We start from the raw sequence: 18,300 nt of genomic DNA, 5'->3' as shown, positions 1-18,300 counted from the left end.
CCCCTAGTTGTCGTTCCGCAGTTCCTGCAGCGCCTTGAGGCGGTCGGAGACGGTCTGGCCCTCTGGGGCGTTGCCCTTCCGGGCATTGGGGCCGCGAACCGGGGCAGCTTCCGCCTCGGCGTCGACGAATTTCTGCATCCGCGCCGCGAGGCTCTCTTCCTCGTCCACTGGTCCGTTGCCCTCAAGGGCGTAGACGAGGCGGCTGACGTCCGAGGCGATGTCGTTGAGGCGCTCGCGCAGGTGCGACTGCTCGATGCGGTCGGTGTCCCAGTCGGCCATCACGGTGTCTTCGACGCTCGCCACCTTGGCGCGGAGCTTTTCCATTTCCTCTTCGAGGCCGAGCTTTTCGGCCAGCAGCATGTCGCGCTTTTCCTCGCCGTCGCCGACCAGCTTGGTGGTCTCGGCCAGCAGGGTCGAGACGCGGCTCTCGGCGTCGGCGATGCGCGCTTCGGCGGTCGCTAGCTCGGTCTGGGCGTCGGTGGCGGCATCGTCGCGCTTGGCGAGCTTCTCGCGAAGTTCCGTGGCCACGGCCTGCGCTTCACTGGCGCTCCTGCCGGAACTTTCCAGATTTTCGATGAGGGTGCGGTTCTGGGTTTCGAGGAACTCGGAGCGCTTCTTTTCGATCTCGAGGAACTGCAGCAACTCGTCGACGTCGGCATTGTAGTCGCCGCTGAGGGCTTTGCCTTCGAGGGCGAAGGGGCGCGGGGCGCTGCCGCGCAGGCTCTGGCGGGCGGCGTCGAGCTGGCTGGATTTCTCGCCCAACTCCCTGTCGCGCATACGCAGCTTCTGCGCGATATCGGCGCCTTCCTTCTCCAGTTCGAGGATGCGGCGGCGGGCTTCGGCCTCGCGTTCCTCGAGTTCGCGGACCACCTGCAGGTGGCTGTCGCGCTCGCCCTTGATGCCGCCGAGTTCGTTCTTCTTGCGATTGATGTCGCGTAACTGGTCGGAGAGGCGGCGGCGCAGGGCCTCGACGTTCATCTCCAAGCGTCTGGTGGACAAGGCGAATTCGGCGCGGAGCTGGTCCTTGTCAGCGCGGAACTCGGCCATGGTCATGGGCGTCGCGGCTTCGATGCGCTTCTTGGTTAGGCGCACCGCACGGCGCCACACGGCGGGCAGGATGATCAACGCCAACAGCCCGGCCACGAGCAGGCCGAGCACAAAATACATAACGTTTTCAATGACCATAACTCAACTCCGCCACCGGCACGCGCGGTCCCGGGTCTTCGCGCACCACCAGGATCGCAGCAATGGCCGCCCCCGGCCATGCTTGTCAGGTCGTAACCTTACCGGAAGTCGGGGACGCGGTCACGATGAGCCTAGCACGGAAACGACACCGATCCGACACGCTCGCGCCGCCGCGATGAACGGCGGCTGAACGTATCCTGAAGGGTTTTTGCGTGGTTTTCGGCCCTCAGAAGGGGTTCCAGGTCGGTTCCTGGGTGAACTTCAGGTAGCCGACATTGATGCCGAGGCGGGCGCCGACACCGGAGCGGATCGGCACCATCACCACGTCGCCGTACTTGATCACGGTCATGCCGAGGCCGCCGACCACATAGGCGGAGCCGTCGACGCCGGGATAGCGGCCATAGACGTCGGAGACCGTGTTGAGGTTATAGACCAGCATCATCACCTTGGAGCCGTCGCCGCCGAAATCGAGGCCGACCGTCGGGCCCTGCCAGAAGACCGGGTGCTCGCCCTGGTTGCGGGTATACATGGTGCCCTCGCCGTAGCGGGCGCCGGCGAAGATGGCGCCGCCGGCTTCCTCGCCAAGGATGTAGGCGTTGGGCAGGCCGAACTGGCTGACGGCGCGCTCGACCAGCGAGGCAAGACCCTGGGCCACGGAGCCGAAGAACTGACCGCCGGTAGCAACCAGCTCGTCACCTGAATAGGTATCGGAGACCGAGCCTTCCTGCGCCTGGCTGAAGGTCGGCGCGAGCACCAGCGTCGCCGCGGTCAGCGCGACGAAGGCGGCGAGGATAAGGTAGACCATGCGGTTGAGCATGAAGGGAACTCCGGGGGCTTAATTCGAGCGGCAGTCCATTTACGCGGTACTTACCATGACGACGCTAAGGTTCAGCGCATCCGGTCTGCCTGAGGAGACCTCAAGCTAGGCCTTCATGGCGGCAATGATGCGGCAAAAGCGTAAACAAAACTTAACCATAACCGGGCTTCTTGCAGTCATCTGGCTGGCGGCTGGGCTCTGTTTCAGCCTGCCCGCGAGCGCCGCGGCGCTGGTCACCGCGATCGTCACCGACCCGCTGACCGGAGTGGCGCTCGAAGGGTATGATCCGGTGAGCTATTTCACCGAGCCCGATCCGGTGCCGGGGCTGCCGGATTTCGAGTACCAGTGGGGCGGGGTGCCCTGGTATTTCGCCACGGCGGCGAACCGCGACGTATTCATGCGCAACCCTGAAATCTACGCCCCGCAGTTCGGCGGCCACTGCGCTACCAGCCTCAGCCGCGGCTATCTCTCGGACGGCAAGCCACGGCTCTACGCCATCGTCGGGATGAAGCTCTACCTGTTCTACTCGGTCGCCAACCGCGAGGCGTTCTTCCAGAGCGAGGAGACCTCGCTGCGCAGCGCCGAGAGCGGCTGGGTGCAGCTCAAAGGCACGCTGACGGGCGAAGAGGGCAGCGTCGCCGAGGCGGTGGGCAAAGCCGCCGATGTCGAGGCGGCCGAGCAGGCCGCGCCTTAGCTTGTTGCCATGGCTCGGGCTGGCCAATGGCGGGCGGCAAGGGTCTTCCAGTCGCGCAGGGCCAGCGAGATGGCCTGATGCATGTCGAGATAGGTGTATGAGCCGAGCCGGCCGCCAAACCAGACATTGGGCAGGGCTGCGGCCCTGACGCGATAGTTCTGAAGCCGCGCGCGGTCGGCGGCCGTGTCGATGGGGTAGAACGGTTCGTCGTCACGGCCGGCCGAGTGTGCGTACTCCCGGACAATCACCGTTCGATCCTCGGGATAGGCCCGTTCGGGATGCATGTGGCGATACTCGGCGACGCGGGTATAGGGGATTTCGGCGTCGGCATAGTTGATCACCGCGGTGCCCTGATGATCGCCAGTCGGCAACACCTCCTGCTCGAAGCGCAGGGTGCGCCAACCCAGGATGCCACCGGCGTAGTCGAAATAGCGATCGATGGCACCGGTATAGACGACCGGCAGATCGGGCCGGGCCAGCTGGCGTAACTCCAGCCAGTCCGCGTCCAGCACGATGTCGATGAGCGGGTGGGCCAGCATGCGGGCAAAGACCGCGGCGTAGCCATTGAGGGGCAGGCCCTGGAACCGATCGTTGAAATAGCGCGAGTCGAAGGTGTAGCGGACCGGCAGACGCGCGATGATGCTGGGGGGCAGCTCCCGTGGATCGGTCTGCCATTGCTTGGCCGTGTAGCCGCGGATGAAGGCCTCGTAGAGCGGGCGGCCGATCAATGAGATGGCCTTCTCCTCGAGGTTGGTGGGCTGCCGATCGCCGAGTTCGACGGTTTGTTCGGCAATCAACTGCCGTGCGGCATCGGGCGTGAGATGGCGGCCGAAGAACTGGCAAATGGTCGCCAGATTGATCGGCAGGGGGAAGACCTGGCCGCGATGCATGCTCCAGCCGCGATACTGGAAGCTGTTGAAGCCGGTGAAGCGGTTCAGGTAGGTCCAGACCGCCTCGTTGGGGGTGTGAAAGAAGTGTGGCCCATAGCGGTGTACCTCGATGCCGGTCGCCGGGTCGGGTTCGGAATAGGCGTTGCCGCCGACATGCGAGCGCCGGTCGAGCACCAGGACGCGCAGCCCTGATGCCGCCGCCTGCTCGGCGATCGTCGCTCCGTAAAAGCCGGCGCCAACCACGACTAGATCGGCACTGTTCAAGCTATCCATAGTAATCCCAAGTTGCGGCGCTTCGCGTGAACATGCATAGCGTAACTCAGTGGAGTTGCAGCGAGAAATCATGTCGTCGGGTCGCCGGTTTGTCGTCATCGTCCGCGCCGGAGAAAAGAGCCTGCATGCGGCTGCTCGATCAGGTGCGCACTCTGCCCAAAATGGCGTGACGACCACCGGCTGCGGACGCTGGTGCGTGGCTTTATCCGTGACCGGAAACCGGCCGGCCTGGAGCAGGTATTCTCGCTCTACGAGGGGCCACTGCGGTTCGACGCAGGTCGCGCCATTGCGGCGGCGGCGGAGTCGATCGGGACCCCCTAGGGCTGCTGCGTCCTTGCGGTTACGCTACGCCAAATTGATTCGACGGCAAGGACCTTACGAATGGCGGAATTCATCGAGCTCAAGGCGACCGATCTCGCGGCGATGCTGTGTTCTCGGGTCTGCCATGACCTGATCAACCCGGTGGGCGCGATCGGGAACGGGCTTGAGGTGCTGGCCGACCCGACCCAGGCGGCGATGGCCGATGGGGCGCAGGAGTTGATTGCCAGCGCCGCCAAGCAGGCCCGGGCGAAGCTGGAGTTCGCGCGGCTGGCCTATGGCGCCTCGTCGACGGCGGGCACGGATTTCGACACCCGCGAGTGCGAGCGGGTGGCGCGGATTTATTTCGAGATCGAGAAGGCCGATCTCGACTGGCAGGTGCCGCTGATCCTGTTGCCCAAGCACAAGGCCAAGCTGTTCATGAACATGCTGCTGATCGCCGCCATGGCGGTGCCGCGCGGTGGCGTGGTGACGGCCAAGATCGAGGGCAGCGCGGGCGCCGAGGTGTTCACCTTGCTCTCGAAATCGGACCCGGAGAAGCGGCAGAAGACGCTGATGCCGTCGGGCGCCGAAGGGCTGCTGTTCGGCTCGCCCGAGGGTGGCGTCGATGCGCGCGGCATTCAGCCATTCTACACCGGCATCCTGGCGCGGATGACCGATATGGAGCTCAAGATCGGCATCGAGAACGACGTGTTCGAGTTTTCGGCGACCCCGAAGGCCGTAGCCGCCGCCGCCTGACCCATCCCAGGATGGCCGCCTTCAGCAGACGGTTCGTGGATTTCGGCAATTGCACTTCTCGCGCTGCAATCGGATTGCAGGCGGCATTTGTGCTGCGCAAGTTTTGAGCGGCGCCGAGATTGTCGCATTGCGCGCTGGCCAAACAGGCAAAGCCGGCGTTGCTGGAAAAAACTCTCCCGATGGGGAGAAGGGTTCAAGTTTCGCTAACCATTCGTAGGGAGATTTGCGGGATAGTGTGCACTGGCGACCAACGTCGGACGATTGCTGCCGGAAGCGATTTGGCAAGGCAGATCAGGACGGTGACGGTCGCGCAGCGAAGGGGAGGGGCCTTGCGGCCGTTCATCTTCGTGCACTTGGGTCGGAGAGATGCGTCATGAAATCCTGCCTCGTGGTCGATGATTCCAGCGTGGTGCGCAAAGTGGCGCGCCGCATCCTGGAGGATCTCGACTACATTGTTGACGAGGCCGAGGACGGGCAGGAAGCCTTCGACAAGTGCCGGCAGGAGATGCCGGATGCAATCCTGCTCGATTGGCAGATGCCGGTCATGAGCGGGCTCGAGTTCCTCAAGCTGTTGCGCGGCTATGTCGGCGGGCAGGCCCCACGCGTCGTTTACATGGTCACCGAGAACGATATCGGGCAGATCGCGCTGGCGCTGAAGGCTGGGGTGAACGACTACATGATGAAGCCGTTCGAGCGCGACCATCTCGAAGGCAAGTTCACCGAGGTCCCGGCCGACCGCGTCAGCGTCGCCTAAGCCGGGTCACGTTTCCGGGTTGCGCCGGGTCGGGTGCCCAGTCTCTCGCCCAAGGCGGCGATCTGGACGGCGATGTTGCCTTCTTCGACGATGACGCGGACCTACACCCGCGCCATCATCTCGGCCTTGGTGACGATTTTGCCTCGTGCTTCGAGCATGTTTTCGAGCATCAGGAGGGCGCGATGCCCGATGGCGACCGGCTTGCCGTCGCGCTTCAGTTCGCGGCCTGGTGTCAGAACAAATGGGCCGAATGTGTGCCGTGCCTCGTCCCTGGCTGCCGTTGTGCATCGAACGGCAAGTCTTTCGCAGCGGCGCGGTCCTTTCATTTGTAGGGCACGGGGAAACTGCGCTAGCACTACTGCCGGGCGCAACTCCGGACGGGATATCCATTGATGCTGACGACGCAGGACTTGGCGGCGGTTCCGATGTTTTCGCCGGAGCCCGAGCCGGTGTTGCGCGAGTTGCTGCGCGGCTCGGGCGATATCCATGTCGGGAGCGGCGAGTTCTTCGTGCACGAAGGCGATGAGCCGATGCTGTTCGCGGTGCTTTCGGGCAAGCTCGAGGTGATCAAGCGGGTCGACGGGATCGAGCGCAAGATCGGCGAGCGCCTGCCGGGGGCGTTCCTGGGCGAAGTGCCGCTGATCTATGGCACGCCGTTCCAGGCCGGTGGGCGGGCGGTGGAGGCGGCACGGGTGGCGCGCATCGATCCACGGCAGTTCCACGCCGCAGCGGCCCTGTCGCCGGAGCTGGCGCGGCGGATGGGCGAGCTGGCGCGGGAGCGGGTCGGCGGGCTGCAGAGCATTATGGCCAATGCGCGCCGCAGCAAGGTGGTGATCGTGGGCGAGCGCTGGGACCCCGAATGCCTGGCGTTGCGGCGGTTCCTCGCCAGCAACCGGATCATCTTCGACGCCTTCAACCCGGATGCACCGGAACTGGCGGGGCGCTGGGTCGGCGAGCTGCCGACATTGCTGCCGGCGGTACAGATCACCGATGGTCCGACGCTGGCAAGGCCGCAACTACGGCAACTGGCGGAGGCGCTTGATCTCGACACGCGGGCACGGGCCGACACCTATGACACGGTGATCGTGGGCGGAGGGCCGGCCGGGCTGGCTGCCGCGGTGTATGGCGCGTCCGAGGGCCTCAAGACCCTTGTGATCGAACGCGAAGCGCCGGGCGGGCAGGCGGGGACGTCGTCGCGGATCGAGAACTACCTGGGGTTCCCGGGCGGCATATCGGGCGATGAACTGGCGAGCCGGGCGCTGCAACAGGCGAAACGGCTGGGCGCCGAGGTGGTTATCACCCGGCAGATCGACCGCATCGATCCGGTAGGCCGCACGATCGAGCTGGATGGCGGCGAGCGGATCACCGCTAGAACCATCATCCTCGCGACTGGCGTGAGCTGGCGGCGCGTTGCGATCGAGGGGTTCGACCGGCTGATCGGCAAGGGCATCTACTATGGCGCGGCGCGCAGCGAGGCGAGCACCACGCAGGGTCTCGATATCCACCTGATCGGGGCGGGCAACTCGGCCGGGCAGGCGGCGATGTTCTTTGCCAACCACGCGCGGACGGTGACCCTGCTGGTGCGCGGGGACTCGCTCGAAAAGAGCATGTCGCAATACCTGATCGGCCAGGTGCGCAGCAAAGACAACATCAAGGTGGCGCTCTACAGCGAAGTGCAGGCAACGCATGGCGAGGGCCATCTCGATGCCGTCGACATCATCGACCTCAAAAGCGGCGCGGTGCGGCGCGAGGAGAGTGCCGGGCTGTTTGTCTTCATCGGCGCCGACGCCGAAACAGAATGGCTGCCAACCGATGTGGCACGCGACGCACGCGGCTATGTGCTGACCGGGGAGGACCTGAAGAAGGCCGGCCGTTGGTCGGAAGAGCGCGACCCCTATCTGCTCGAGACCAGCGTGCCGGGGATCTTCGCCTGCGGCGACGTGCGGCTCAGCCCGGTGAAACGCGTGGCGGCCGCGGTAGGCGAAGGCAGCATGGCGATCGCCTTCGTGCACCAGTACCTGGCGCGGCTGGCGGCTCAGTCGACGCCGTAGCTCTTCATGAACATGGCGACGCCGCTGGCGACGACACGCTCGATCTGCGGCAGCGGCATCGGCTCTGGCAGGTTGCCGAACAGGCGGCGCTTGTAGACCGAGGCCATGGAGAGCTCGAGGAACTGTCGCGAGGCGAGGTCGGTGTCGGTAATGTTCAGTTCGCCGGCGGCGACCCTGGCGTCGAGGTATTCCTGCAGGATGTGGTGGGCGGAAAAGGAATCGCCGGTGAAGAAGCGGGCGGCGACTTCGGGCATGCGCTCGGCGACCCCGAGCACCATGCGCTGGGCGCGAATGACCTCCTCGGAGGTGAGGCGGGTGGTGACGTAGACACCGAAGCGCTGCAGGGCTTCAGGAATCGTGCCGCCGGCTTCTAGCTGAGTTTTGGCCGCGGCCATCACCGCTGATTTCTCGCGGTCGATGAGGGCCTTGAACAGGTCTTCCTTGTCCTCGAAGTAGACGTAGAGCGTGCCTTTAGAGACCCCGGCTTCGCTGGTGATCTCGTTCATGCTGGCCGCTTCGAAGCCGAGGCTGAGGAAGCAGCGCTTCGCTCCATCGAGGATTTGCGCGCGCTTGTTCGGATCCTGACCGGCGGCGCGGCGTCCGGTGCGCTCCTCCGATTTGTCGTCCTCCGGAATCTGCATGGCTGCACTCCAAATTTGTTCGAACCGCTCGGTTCGATTTCACTTGATATGGCGCATCGACAAGTCTATGTCAATCGAACCGAACGGTTCAGTTCAATTCAGATGCGCCGGAGGGCCAGATGGCTCAGCCTGAGAATTCCGAGAAGATCCGCCCCTTTCCCAAGGCCCCCGTAACGGCCGAAGCACCGCTGACCGAGCCGATTGTGCCGGCCAACGATGTCGAGCTCAAGCCGGCAGCAAAGAAGCAGTCGCGGCGGCCGATGATTTTCGCCGGGATTGGTCTGGTGGCACTGCTGGCAGGCGGCTGGGTTGGCTACGACTGGTGGGCAACCGGGCGCTTCATGGTATCGACGGATGATGCCTATATCGGCGGCGACATCGCGACGATCTCGTCCAAGCTTGCGGGCTATGTGGCCAAGGTCGACGCGGTGGCGAACCAGCGGGTTAAGGCCGGCGATCCGCTGATCACGCTCGACGATGGCGACTATCGCATCGCCCGTGACCAGGCGCTGGCGCAGATCGAAACGCAGAAGCTGACCCTGACCCGCATCGACGCGCAGGTTACCGGCGCCGAGGCGACGGTGGCGCAGGCTAGGGCGCAGAAGCTGGCGCTGGAAGCGGCGCAGAAGAACGCGGCGTTGAGCCAGGCGAGGGCCGCCGAACTTGCCAAGGGCGCGATCGGTTCGCAGGCCGACCTCGACAAGGCCAATGCGGCGCTCGACCAGGCCAACGCCAACCTCGTTGCTGCGGATGCGCAGATTGCCGCGGCGGAAGCCAATATCGCGGTTCTGAAGGGGCAGCACGCAGAGGCCGAGGGCCAGCTCAAGACGCTGGGCCTCGCGCGTGACAAGGCTGAGCGCGACCTGAGCTTCACCGTGCTGCGCGCGCCCTATGACGGGGTGGTGGGCAATCTCGCGGTGCAAACGGGCGACCTCGTCAGCGCCGGCATGCGGCTCGCCGCGCTGGTGCCGACCGAGGCGCTCTATGTGGACGCCAACTTCAAGGAGACGCAGCTCAAGAAGCTGGTCCCCGGTGAGAAGGTGAAGATCAAGGTCGATGCGCTTGAGGGTGATGCCATCGAGGGAACGATCGAGTCAATCTCGCCGGCTTCGGGCTCGGTGTTCTCGCTGCTGCCGGCGGAGAATGCGACCGGCAATTTCACCAAGGTGGTGCAGCGCGTGCCGGTGCGGATCGCCATTCCGGCCGCCGAGCTGGCGACGGGCAAGCTACGCGCTGGTCTCAGCGTCGTGGTCGAGGCCGATACGCGGACGGCGCCGGCCGTGGCAAACTAGAACCGCTGGCGGCGGGAGGATCTGATGGCCGATGCAGCTGTTTTGACGGGCGCTCTACCCGCCGCGCCTGGCGCCGACGCGATGCCGGTGCGCCGGATCGTGGCGTTCTTCTTCATGGTCGTGGGGATGTTCATGGCCATCCTCGACATCCAGGTGGTGTCGTCGTCGCTGGCCGACATCCAGGCCGGCCTCAGCGCGGGTTCGGACGAGATCGGCTGGGTGCAGACCGCCTATCTGATTGCCGAAGTGATCATGATCCCGTTGTCGGGCATGCTGGCCCGCATCCTATCGACCAGGGTACTGTTTTCGATCGCCGCGGCTGGCTTCACAGCAGCGAGCGCGCTTTGCGCCACGGCCACCAATATCGACCAGATGATCGTCTACCGTGCGCTGCAGGGCTTTATCGGCGGGGCGATGATCCCGTCGGTGTTCGCGGTGGCGTTCACGATCTTTCCGCCCGCCAAGCGTGCCATCGTCTCGCCGATCATCGGTTTGGTTGCGACCTTGGCTCCCACTATCGGGCCGACCGTCGGCGGCTATCTGACCAGCGCGCTCAGCTGGCACTGGCTGTTCCTGATCAACGTGGGGCCCGGCATTGTCGTCGCCATTGCGACCTGGATGCTGATCGACTTCGACAAGCCTGAGAAGGGGCTGTTCGCCAGCTTCGACTGGTGGGGGCTGCTCGGCCTCGCGGGATTCCTCGGCGCAATGGAATACGTGCTGGAAGAAGGCCCCAACAATGACTGGCTGGCCGACCAGAGCGTGCTGCTGTGCGCCATCGTCATGGTGCTGGGGGGCGTGCTGTTCTTCTGGCGGGCATTCACGGCCAAATCGCCGATCGTCGACCTCAGCGCCTTCGGCAACATCAACTTCACGTTCGGCTCGCTGTTCTCGTTCGTGCTCGGAGTGGGGCTCTATGGCCTCACCTTCCTCTACCCGGTGTTCCTTGGCCGCATCCGCGGCTACGACTCGATGATGATCGGCGAGACGCTGTTCATCTCGGGGCTTGCAATGTTCCTTACCGCCCCGGTCGCCGGAGCGCTGTCGGCGCGGTTCGACCTCCGCTACATGCTGATGTTCGGCTTCCTGATCTTTGCCGGCGGCACCTTCATGTCCGCCCAGATCACCGCCGACTGGAGCTTTGACCAACTGCTGTTCCCGCAGATCTTCCGCGGCGTCGGGATGATGCTGTGCATGGTGTCGATCAACAACCTGGCGCTGGGCACGCTGCCGCCGCAGAAGATGAAGGGCGCCTCGGGGCTGTTCAACCTGACGCGCAATCTCGGCGGCGCGGTGGGGCTGGCGCTGATCAACACGGTGTTGACCAACCGCACGGCGCTCCACACCGAGCGGCTTGCCGAGCACGTCAACTGGAACAACCCGGCGGCAGTCGACCAGGTGAACTCGATGACACAGAATTTCAACGCGAGCGGGCTGGACGGGGCGACGGCGGCGATCAAGCAGCTGACCCGCATGGTGCAACAGCAGGCCTATGTGCTGAGCTTCGTCGATGTGTTCCTGCTGCTCACCGGGCTGTTCGGCATCCTCGCGTTCGGCGCGGTGCTGATGCAGAAGCCGGGCAAGGCCGCGGCCGGGGCAGGCGGGCACTAGGCTCCCGCAGAAGCGAAAACCCCGCACCGTATGGCGCGGGGTTTTTCAAGTCCGCCGCAACGCGGGACTTCTAATTAGGCGACGCTCGATTCCGCGAACGTCTCGTTCTCGTCGGGCTCGCGCAGCACGTAGCCGCGGCCCCAGACGGTCTCGATGTAGTTTTTGCCACCGGTGGCGACCGAGAGCTTCTTCCGGAGCTTGCAGATGAAGACGTCGATGATCTTCAGCTCGGGCTCGTCCATGCCGCCATAGAGGTGGTTGAGGAACATTTCCTTGGTGAGGGTCGTACCCTTGCGGAGCGAGAGCAGCTCCAGCATCTGGTATTCCTTGCCGGTCAGGTGCACGCGGGCCGACTGGACTTCGACGGTCTTGGTGTCGAGGTTGACGGTCAGGTCGCCGGTCGAGATGACCGACTGCGCATGGCCCTTGGAACGGCGGACAATGGCGTGGATGCGGGCGACCAGCTCGTCCTTGTGGAACGGCTTGGTCATGTAGTCGTCGGCGCCGAAACCGAGGCCGCGCACCTTGTCTTCGATGCCGGCGAGGCCCGACAGGATCAGGATCGGGGTCTGCACCTTGGCCACGCGCAGGGTGCGCAGCACTTCGTAACCCGACATGTCGGGAAGGTTCAGATCGAGCAGGATGATGTCGTAGTCGTAGAGTTTGCCTAGGTCGACGCCCTCTTCACCGAGGTCCGTCGTGTACACGTTGAAACTCTCTGATTTGAGCATCAGTTCGATGCTCTGCGCTGTCGCGCTGTCGTCCTCGATCAAGAGTACACGCATGCCGTCAATCCCCTTAAACCGTTCCCTGCTGGAACTATGGATGAGGCGCCCTGCGCGTTCACCCTTAACCGAACCCTACTGGATATGACCCAAACCTAAGCGCAATTAGTTAACAAAGTTTAATTCTGATCCGCAAGATGCAATACGTCTGCCGTTAGTGATATGTTAAATCGTTGAAAATGCTACAGAAATCGCACCTAACGGACTTAAGAAACTAGGTTAAGAAAGCCCTTCAATCGACTCTGCCGACTCAAGGATTTGGGGCCCTTGAGGGGTGGAAAAGCGGCTCAGCGCGAGCTGGGCATATGTCGGGGCAGGTCCCCATGGTTAACGCTTTTTGCTTAACGTTCGGTTACCTTGGGAATCAAGCGATTCGCCGGCCCTGAAAGAGGCAAATGCAGTCCCTGAAAGCCGCAATTGATGCCATCGAGGACGTCGAGGTCTTCGGGCGGGTCAAAACTGTGCAGGGGTTGCTCATCGAGGTGGTCGGCCCGGTGCGCGAATTGCGGGTCGGCGGCCGCGTTTCGATCGAAACCACCAATGGCGGGGTGCTGGGCGCCGAGATCATCGGCTTTCGCGACGGCCATGCGCTGTGCCTGCCGTTCGGACCGCTGAACGGGGTGCGGCTCGGCTGCCGGGCACTGTTCAAGAGCCATGACGGATCAGTGCAGCCGGCGGAGAGCTGGCTCGGCCGGGTGATCAACGCCAATGGCGAGCCGATCGACGGCAAGGGCCCGCTGATGGGTGGGCCGACACCGTATCCGCTGCGCCAGGTGCCGCTGCCGGCGCATGAGCGGATGCGGGTGGGCGACCCGCTCGACATGGGCGTGCGCACGCTCAACACCTTCACCACCATGTGCGAAGGCCAGCGCATGGGCATTTTTGCCGGCTCCGGCGTCGGCAAGTCGGTGCTGATGTCGATGTTGGCGCGGAACGCGCAGGTCGATGTGGCGGTAATCGGGCTGATCGGCGAGCGCGGCCGCGAGGTGCAGGAGTTCGTCACCGACTATCTCGGCGAAGTCGGCATCCAGCAGGCGGTCGTCGTGGTCGCGACCTCCGACGAGGCGGCCCTGATGCGGCGGCAGGCGGCGTACCTCACGCTCACGCTATCGGAGTATTTCCGCGACCAGGGCAAGCGCGTGCTCTGCATGATGGACAGCCTCACCCGCTTCGCCCAGGCGCAGCGCGAGATCGGCCTCGCCATCGGCGAGCCGCCGACCGCCAAGGGCTATCCGCCGACGGTTTTCACCGAACTTCCCAGATTGCTGGAAAGAGCAGGGCCGGGCCTCGCTGAATCGGGCTCCATTACCGGTCTATTTACCGTTTTGGTGGAAGGTGACGATCACAATGAGCCCATTGCGGACGCCGTACGCGGCATTCTTGATGGGCACATCGTGATGGAGCGCTCGATCGCCGAGCGGGGACGCTATCCGGCGGTCAATGTGCTCCGGTCTATCTCGCGAACCATGCCTGGGTGCGTGCCGGCCAATGTGCGGCCCACCCTGCAGAAAGCGCGGGAGCTCATGTCGACATTTGCCGACATGGAGGAACTGATCCGGCTGGGGGCATACCGGAAGGGATCGGATCCAGGCGTGGACCGTGCCATCGCGATCAACCCGGCGCTGGAGGCGTTCTTGAGCCAGCAGCGGGAGGAGCGCACCTCGATTGCCGACGGCTATGTAATGCTGGAGGCGATCCTGGAAAAGGTGGGCGAACAATCCGCGTCAGTGAAGTGAATGACTTGAGGTGTAAGGAGTACAAGTCATGAAGTCGCGGAGCGAGAGCCTGATCCGGCTCAAGAAGTTCCAGGTGGACGAGAAGCGCCGTCAGGTCACGCAGATCGAGATGATGATCGCCGATTTCGAGCGCATGGCCGCCGAACTCGATCAGCAGATCGAAATCGAGCAGACCAAGACCGGCATCTCCGACATCGCGCATTTCGCCTATTCGACCTTCGCCAAGGCCGCGATCGCCCGCAGGGATAACCTGCTCGCGTCGGCCAACGACATGAAGGGCAATCTCGAGGCGGCGCAGGATGCGCTGGCCGAGGCGGTCGAGGACCTCAAGAAGGTCGAACTGCTGGACCAGCGCGAGCATGGCCGCGAGCAGGAAGCGGAAGCGAAGTCCGAGCAGGCGGAATACGACGAGATCGGCCGGCTGCGGCACATCCGGCGTTAGGAACGCTCAATCAGACAATGAAAAGGCCCGCCGGAGCGGGCCTTTCGCGTTTGCCGTAGCAGTTGGGCGGCGACTACAGCGCTTCGGTGCGCAGCGTCTGGGCGTCGCGCTCGTTGGCGTAAGTGTCCTTGTTGTAGGCGACGGCCTTGTCGAGCTGGTCGCGCGTCACGTTGAGGAACAGGTACTTGTTGCCGTTGGGATCGGTGGCAAAGCGCAGGTTCTCGATACCGACAGCAACCGGCTTGGTGCCGATGCCGAGGAAGCCGCCGAAGTCGATGATCACCGTCTCGACGGTCTTTCCATCCTGAGCCAGCACGACGTCGCCAATGGTCCCGAGATGCTCGTCCGCCGGGCCGTAGGCGTTGGTGCCGATCAACTCTTCAGCCGTCAGCGGTGCATCGGTCAGCGTATCGCGGGCGATCGGCGTCGCCGCGGGCGCAGCCGCCTTGTCTGCAGGCGCCGCGGCCTTGTCGGCTGGCGCTGCCGCATCAGCGGGCTGGTCGGCAGGGGCGGCAGCGTCAGTCGCCGGAGCGGTAGCGTCGGCCGGCGCCGCAGCGTCCTCGTCGGTGGTCTTGAAGTCGGGCGCAGTTTCCAGCGCTTCCTTGGTCGTGTTGAGGACGAAGCGTTCGGAGCCATCCTCGGCGGTGACCCACTCGAGTTCGGCGTAGTTCACGGCGACGTTCTTCTCGCCGATACCGAGAAAACCACCGACTCCGATGATGACCGCGGCGACTTCGCCGCGCTCACCGATCACCAGGTTGTTGACGTCGCCAATGTGCTCGGCATCGGCTTCGGTCGAGGAATAAACCTGTTTCCCGATGATCTCGGTGGCGAGATTGTCCTTGTCGGTCACCGAGTAGCCGGACGCGAGGATGGACGTGTCAAGCGGGGCGGCGGGCGCTTCCGTCGTGGCTGCGGGAGCCTCGGTCTTTGCCGGGGCATCCTGGGCCATAGCGCCGGCGGTCAACAGCGCGGCGACGGCAGTGGTGGTCAATAGGGTACGGAACATTGTAACGTCCTCTCGTTCGTGTCTGTCATGAACAAGGCCGTGCGGCACATCGCTTGGCTGTGGCGTGCCGCACGGCCCGGTGCATTACAACGTGACGGGTGCGCGAGTGTTCCGGGGCGGAGAAATCAAAAGGCCGGCCCCGTTTTCGAGGTCCGGCCCTTCACGCCTCCCAGCGTTTCTTCGGGGCGCGGCGAGGCGCCCCACATCCAACAAGCTAGCGGAGAATTGACGGCGGCGCGCGCTTTGCCGGGTTAACCGGTAAAGATTGAATTAATCCGGTAACGGCTCAGTAGGTCTTCATCGCGAGGTGGAGGATGCCCGAGCCGTCGTCGAACGGCTCTCCGAAGGCGACGAAACCCAGGCCCTGGTAGACGCCGAGCTTGTCGTGCTGCGCGGTGAGATAGAAGCGGGTTTCGCCCCTGGCGCGGGCCAGGTCCATGGCGTGCTGAAGCAACTGCTTCGAGATGCCCTTGCCGCGCCATGACCTGGCGACGACGACCCGGCCGAGCTTCACGTGCTCGGGCGTCCAGATGATCCGCAGCGTGCCCACGACGTTGCCGGCGCCGATGGCGACGAGATGGGTCGCGGTCAGGTCGTCGGCATCGAACTCCTCGCTTTCGGGGATCTGCTGCTCAATGACGAACACCTCGCGGCGGAGCGCGAAGGCAGCGTTGCAGAGGGTGGAAAACACCGGAACGGTGAGGAGCGTGATGTCGTGCATCCGCGATAGAGATCACATCGGCGCGGGGCGCTCCAGTGTCAGGTGCGGGGCAGCTCGGCGGGACCGGTGGGCACATTGATCGGCACGGGCCCGGCCGGGCTGGGCACCGTCCATTGCACCGCGCCGGCCTCGTGCACCAGCTTGTCGATGAAGCCGAGCTTTGCGATCACCTCCGGGGTAAGGACGAAGGGATAGGCGTCGTGCTGGCCGACGGCGCGGTTGAGGTTGTTCATCAGCGACGCGAGGGGGATCCAGTTCTCGATCAGCTCGTCGATGTTCGAATTGCCGTAGGGATCGTAGTCGAGGCGGGCCGTGAGTTCGCCAGCCTGGTCGACGTCGGGCCGGAGATTGACGCCGAACGAGGCCGCCATCTCGGTGGTATCGACCAGGTGCAGGTAGTGGGCGAAGGTCTCGGCGAAATCCTCCCAGGGGTGCGAGGTGGCGTAGGCGGAAATGTAGTGCTGCTGCCAGTCAGCGGGTGCGCCGTTGGCGTAGTGCGCTTGCAGCGCCGCCTCGTACTCGGCGGTCTCGTCGCCGAACAGGCTGTGGAACTCGTCGTGCGCAGGGCGCCCGGCAACCAGCACGTCCCAGTAGTAGTGGCCAATCTCGTGCCGGAAATGGCCGAGCAGGGTGCGGTAGGGCTCGTTGAACTGGGTGCGGCGATATTCTCGCGCGGCATCGTCGGCCTCTTTCAGGGCCACGGTGATGACACCGCTATCGTGGCCGGTGAGCACCGGGGAGCGGGAGATTTCCTCGTTGAGGAATTGAAAGCTCAGGCCATGGACCGGGTCTTCGTTGCGGGTGGCGAGCGGCAAATGCAGCCGCAGCAGCGAATAGATCAGCCGCTTCTTGGCGCGTTCGATGACCTGCCAGCGCCTCAGGTCGACCGGGTTCTGGATATCCGGGACGAGGCCGTTGTGGCGGCAGGCGAGGCAGTAGGGATCGGCGCCCGGCGCGTGCAGCAGCAGCCAGTTGCAGGCGCCGTGCGCGGCGTTGGCGCAATAGACGAACGAGCGATTGAAGAAGGCCGGCGCCATCCAGATGCCGGGACCACCATCGAGCGAGAACAGGTTGTTGGTGAGCGGACCATAGCCGAGCGACCGCCCACAGCGCTCGCAGCGGGTATTCTCGAAGTAGAGCAGGTGACCGCAATGGTCGCAGCGGAAGAGCTTCATTGGGGCTCACGAGTGACGCGGGACCAGAATGCTCGCCGGCGCGCGGCGGTTCCGCCCGCCATCCCGGAAAATTAACGGCGGCGCGGCATCATTCGCCGAGTTTATCGGGACATCCTGAACGCGATGCGTACGCGACTGGCAGAATTGCCGCAACCGTTGGCCTATGTCGTGCTTGGGCTGACGCTGGCTGCCATCGTATTGCTGCTGGTGGTGGCGATGGGGCGGGCGCCGCTGATTCCGGCTGACGCGGGGGGCGTGCCGGCGCCTGAGGGCGATCTGGTCAGCTATCAGCGGATCATCGAGCGGATGCGCGGCGGGGCGGACTACTACACGGCTGCTCATCAAGTGCTGGTGGCCGACGGCTATGGCACGCGCTCGGTGTTCAACTGGCGGACGCCCGCCTGGCCGATGCTGCTGGCGGCGCTGCCGGCAGGCTGGGGGCAGGGGATGTTGGCGGCGCTGGCGTTGTGCGGCGTGCTGATGGTCTATCGCATGATGCGCGAGGACGGTGGCGTGGTGGCGGCGCTGCTCGCGACCGTCGCTGTGGCCGGTAGTCTCGGTGGGATTGCGGCGCCGTCGAGCGTGGTGTTTGCGGAGGTAGCAGCGGGGACGCTGATCCTCGTGTCGGTTGCAGCATACGGGAACGGCTGGCGAGTGATCGGGCTCGTTGCGGGGCTGCTGGCGCTATTTCTCAGGGAGTTGGTGGCGCCCTATGTTGTGGTCTGCATCGTGCTGGCGCTCCGCGAGAAGCGCTGGGGCGAGCTGTGGATCTGGGCCGTCGGCCTGGTCGCCTACGCCGCCTATTTCGGTTGGCACTGGTGGATGGTGAGCCAGCAACTGGGGCCGATGGACAAGGCTTATGGGGAGGACTGGCTGCAGTTTGGCGGTCTGGGGTTTATCCTCGCGACCGCTGGGTTCAACGGGCTGTGGAGCCTTGGCCCGCTCTGGCTCGCAGCGGTATTCCTGCCGCTTGGACTGTTGGGCCTGTGGGCCTGGCCGAAGGGCACGCTGGCGCTGGCGGCGGTGGTGGCGTTCGTCGTGCTGTTCGCCGCTGTGGGTAAGCCGTTCAACTACTACTGGGGAGCGCTGTACACGCCTGCGCTGATGCTGGGCGTGGGGTGGGCGATCCTCGGCGCGTGGGAGGCTGTGCGGTCGCGGGTGTGATGCC

General features: G+C 64.5%; 18 protein-coding genes. 9 read left to right on the top strand and 9 right to left on the bottom strand.

Going from position 1 to position 18,300, the window contains the following annotated elements; genetic code table 11:
- Positions 1-3 precede the first annotated feature (3 nt).
- Entirely contained in the window at positions 4-1,185 is a 1,182-nt protein-coding gene (locus AC1DWU_RS09735) for a hypothetical protein (protein ID WP_477149778.1), read from the bottom strand.
- 226 nt (positions 1,186-1,411) lie between these two features.
- Positions 1,412-2,002 (bottom strand): DUF1134 domain-containing protein, encoded by a 591-nt coding sequence (locus AC1DWU_RS09730; RefSeq protein ID WP_477149777.1) that lies wholly within the window; start codon positions 2,000-2,002, stop codon positions 1,412-1,414.
- Between the two features lie 127 nt (positions 2,003-2,129).
- Between AC1DWU_RS09730 and AC1DWU_RS09725 the strand changes: the two genes are divergently transcribed.
- A complete protein-coding gene (locus AC1DWU_RS09725; protein WP_477149776.1) occupies positions 2,130-2,696 on the top strand; it encodes a YHS domain-containing (seleno)protein in 567 nt (188 codons plus the stop codon).
- On the opposite strand, the gene glf is transcribed toward AC1DWU_RS09725, so the two are convergent.
- A complete protein-coding gene (gene glf, locus AC1DWU_RS09720; protein ID WP_477149775.1) occupies positions 2,693-3,829 on the bottom strand; it encodes a UDP-galactopyranose mutase in 1,137 nt (378 codons plus the stop codon). The genes AC1DWU_RS09725 and glf overlap by 4 nt on opposite strands.
- A 411-nt stretch (positions 3,830-4,240) precedes the next feature.
- Here glf and AC1DWU_RS09715 point away from each other — a divergent pair, with 411 nt between their 5' ends.
- Positions 4,241-4,915 (top strand): histidine phosphotransferase family protein, encoded by a 675-nt coding sequence (locus AC1DWU_RS09715; protein WP_477149774.1) that lies wholly within the window; start codon positions 4,241-4,243, stop codon positions 4,913-4,915.
- A 373-nt stretch (positions 4,916-5,288) separates the two neighbouring features.
- Positions 5,289-5,669: a response regulator gene (locus tag AC1DWU_RS09710; protein ID WP_477149773.1), complete on the top strand. Its 381-nt coding sequence runs from the start codon at positions 5,289-5,291 to the stop codon at positions 5,667-5,669.
- A gap of 101 nt (positions 5,670-5,770) precedes the next feature.
- On the opposite strand, the gene AC1DWU_RS09705 is transcribed toward AC1DWU_RS09710, so the two are convergent.
- The gene (locus AC1DWU_RS09705) at positions 5,771-5,995 is read right to left on the bottom strand and encodes a winged helix-turn-helix domain-containing protein (protein ID WP_477149772.1); all 225 of its coding nucleotides are present in this window, start codon (positions 5,993-5,995) and stop codon (positions 5,771-5,773) included.
- A gap of 66 nt (positions 5,996-6,061) precedes the next feature.
- Between AC1DWU_RS09705 and AC1DWU_RS09700 the strand changes: the two genes are divergently transcribed.
- Entirely contained in the window at positions 6,062-7,720 is a 1,659-nt protein-coding gene (locus AC1DWU_RS09700) for an FAD-dependent oxidoreductase (RefSeq protein ID WP_477149771.1), read from the top strand.
- Here AC1DWU_RS09700 and AC1DWU_RS09695 read toward each other — a convergent pair.
- Positions 7,705-8,361 (bottom strand): TetR/AcrR family transcriptional regulator, encoded by a 657-nt coding sequence (locus AC1DWU_RS09695; RefSeq protein ID WP_477149770.1) that lies wholly within the window; start codon positions 8,359-8,361, stop codon positions 7,705-7,707. The two genes, AC1DWU_RS09700 and AC1DWU_RS09695, sit on opposite strands and share 16 nt — an antisense overlap.
- Positions 8,362-8,480: 119 nt before the next feature.
- Between AC1DWU_RS09695 and AC1DWU_RS09690 the strand changes: the two genes are divergently transcribed.
- Together AC1DWU_RS09690 and AC1DWU_RS09685 are read left to right on the top strand one after the other, a co-directional pair.
- The gene (locus AC1DWU_RS09690) at positions 8,481-9,653 is read left to right on the top strand and encodes an HlyD family secretion protein (RefSeq protein WP_477149769.1); all 1,173 of its coding nucleotides are present in this window, start codon (positions 8,481-8,483) and stop codon (positions 9,651-9,653) included.
- Positions 9,654-9,677: 24 nt separating this feature from the next.
- The gene (locus AC1DWU_RS09685; RefSeq protein ID WP_477149768.1) at positions 9,678-11,264 is read left to right on the top strand and encodes a DHA2 family efflux MFS transporter permease subunit; all 1,587 of its coding nucleotides are present in this window, start codon (positions 9,678-9,680) and stop codon (positions 11,262-11,264) included.
- A 74-nt stretch (positions 11,265-11,338) separates the two neighbouring features.
- On the opposite strand, the gene ctrA is transcribed toward AC1DWU_RS09685, so the two are convergent.
- Entirely contained in the window at positions 11,339-12,049 is a 711-nt protein-coding gene (gene ctrA, locus AC1DWU_RS09680) for a response regulator transcription factor CtrA (RefSeq protein ID WP_477149767.1), read from the bottom strand.
- Between the two features lie 395 nt (positions 12,050-12,444).
- Here ctrA and fliI point away from each other — a divergent pair, with 395 nt between their 5' ends.
- A complete protein-coding gene (gene fliI / locus AC1DWU_RS09675) occupies positions 12,445-13,785 on the top strand; it encodes a flagellar protein export ATPase FliI (RefSeq protein ID WP_477149766.1) in 1,341 nt (446 codons plus the stop codon).
- A 28-nt stretch (positions 13,786-13,813) separates the two neighbouring features.
- Positions 13,814-14,227 carry a flagellar export protein FliJ gene (fliJ, locus tag AC1DWU_RS09670; protein WP_477149765.1) on the top strand — a complete coding sequence of 138 codons (414 nt, stop codon included), beginning with the start codon at positions 13,814-13,816 and terminating at the stop codon, positions 14,225-14,227.
- Positions 14,228-14,300: 73 nt separating this feature from the next.
- Here the strand turns inward: fliJ and AC1DWU_RS09665 are convergent, their stop codons facing one another.
- The 3 genes from AC1DWU_RS09665 to AC1DWU_RS09655 form a co-directional block, all read right to left on the bottom strand.
- Positions 14,301-15,236, bottom strand: a complete 936-nt coding sequence (locus AC1DWU_RS09665; protein WP_477149764.1) for a PRC-barrel domain-containing protein — start codon at positions 15,234-15,236, stop codon at positions 14,301-14,303.
- Between the two features lie 286 nt (positions 15,237-15,522).
- Positions 15,523-15,957, bottom strand: a complete 435-nt coding sequence (locus AC1DWU_RS09660; protein WP_477149763.1) for a GNAT family N-acetyltransferase — start codon at positions 15,955-15,957, stop codon at positions 15,523-15,525.
- 38 nt (positions 15,958-15,995) lie between these two features.
- Entirely contained in the window at positions 15,996-17,132 is a 1,137-nt protein-coding gene (locus AC1DWU_RS09655; RefSeq protein WP_477149762.1) for a zinc-binding metallopeptidase family protein, read from the bottom strand.
- 123 nt (positions 17,133-17,255) lie between these two features.
- Here AC1DWU_RS09655 and AC1DWU_RS09650 point away from each other — a divergent pair, with 123 nt between their 5' ends.
- On the top strand, positions 17,256-18,296 hold the full coding sequence (locus AC1DWU_RS09650) for a hypothetical protein (RefSeq protein ID WP_477149761.1): 1,041 nt from the start codon (positions 17,256-17,258) through the stop codon (positions 18,294-18,296).
- Positions 18,297-18,300 lie beyond the last annotated feature (4 nt).

The organism is Devosia sp. P2_G7, assembly GCF_056403495.1.
The sequence above is the reverse complement of the archived record's forward strand: the minus strand, read 5'-3'. Positions and strand labels throughout refer to the sequence as shown.

What these genes read in the sequence shown, in the direction of transcription:
- AC1DWU_RS09650 (WP_477149761.1), top strand. Translation starts at nt 17,256, where the DNA reads ATGCGTACGCGACTGGCAGAATTGCCGCAACCGTTGGCCTATGTCGTG.
- AC1DWU_RS09665 (WP_477149764.1), bottom strand. Translation starts at nt 15,236, where the DNA reads ATGTTCCGTACCCTATTGACCACCACTGCCGTCGCCGCGCTGTTGACC.
- AC1DWU_RS09715 (WP_477149774.1), top strand. Translation starts at nt 4,241, where the DNA reads ATGGCGGAATTCATCGAGCTCAAGGCGACCGATCTCGCGGCGATGCTG.
- AC1DWU_RS09690 (WP_477149769.1), top strand. Translation starts at nt 8,481, where the DNA reads ATGGCTCAGCCTGAGAATTCCGAGAAGATCCGCCCCTTTCCCAAGGCC.
- ctrA (WP_477149767.1), bottom strand. Translation starts at nt 12,049, where the DNA reads ATGCGTGTACTCTTGATCGAGGACGACAGCGCGACAGCGCAGAGCATC.
- fliI (WP_477149766.1), top strand. Translation starts at nt 12,445, where the DNA reads ATGCAGTCCCTGAAAGCCGCAATTGATGCCATCGAGGACGTCGAGGTC.
- AC1DWU_RS09730 (WP_477149777.1), bottom strand. Translation starts at nt 2,002, where the DNA reads ATGCTCAACCGCATGGTCTACCTTATCCTCGCCGCCTTCGTCGCGCTG.
- AC1DWU_RS09685 (WP_477149768.1), top strand. Translation starts at nt 9,678, where the DNA reads ATGGCCGATGCAGCTGTTTTGACGGGCGCTCTACCCGCCGCGCCTGGC.
- AC1DWU_RS09735 (WP_477149778.1), bottom strand. Translation starts at nt 1,185, where the DNA reads ATGGTCATTGAAAACGTTATGTATTTTGTGCTCGGCCTGCTCGTGGCC.
- AC1DWU_RS09655 (WP_477149762.1), bottom strand. Translation starts at nt 17,132, where the DNA reads ATGAAGCTCTTCCGCTGCGACCATTGCGGTCACCTGCTCTACTTCGAG.
- AC1DWU_RS09660 (WP_477149763.1), bottom strand. Translation starts at nt 15,957, where the DNA reads ATGCACGACATCACGCTCCTCACCGTTCCGGTGTTTTCCACCCTCTGC.
- AC1DWU_RS09695 (WP_477149770.1), bottom strand. Translation starts at nt 8,361, where the DNA reads ATGCAGATTCCGGAGGACGACAAATCGGAGGAGCGCACCGGACGCCGC.
- AC1DWU_RS09725 (WP_477149776.1), top strand. Translation starts at nt 2,130, where the DNA reads ATGCGGCAAAAGCGTAAACAAAACTTAACCATAACCGGGCTTCTTGCA.
- fliJ (WP_477149765.1), top strand. Translation starts at nt 13,814, where the DNA reads ATGAAGTCGCGGAGCGAGAGCCTGATCCGGCTCAAGAAGTTCCAGGTG.
- AC1DWU_RS09710 (WP_477149773.1), top strand. Translation starts at nt 5,289, where the DNA reads ATGAAATCCTGCCTCGTGGTCGATGATTCCAGCGTGGTGCGCAAAGTG.
- AC1DWU_RS09700 (WP_477149771.1), top strand. Translation starts at nt 6,062, where the DNA reads ATGCTGACGACGCAGGACTTGGCGGCGGTTCCGATGTTTTCGCCGGAG.
- AC1DWU_RS09705 (WP_477149772.1), bottom strand. Translation starts at nt 5,995, where the DNA reads ATGAAAGGACCGCGCCGCTGCGAAAGACTTGCCGTTCGATGCACAACG.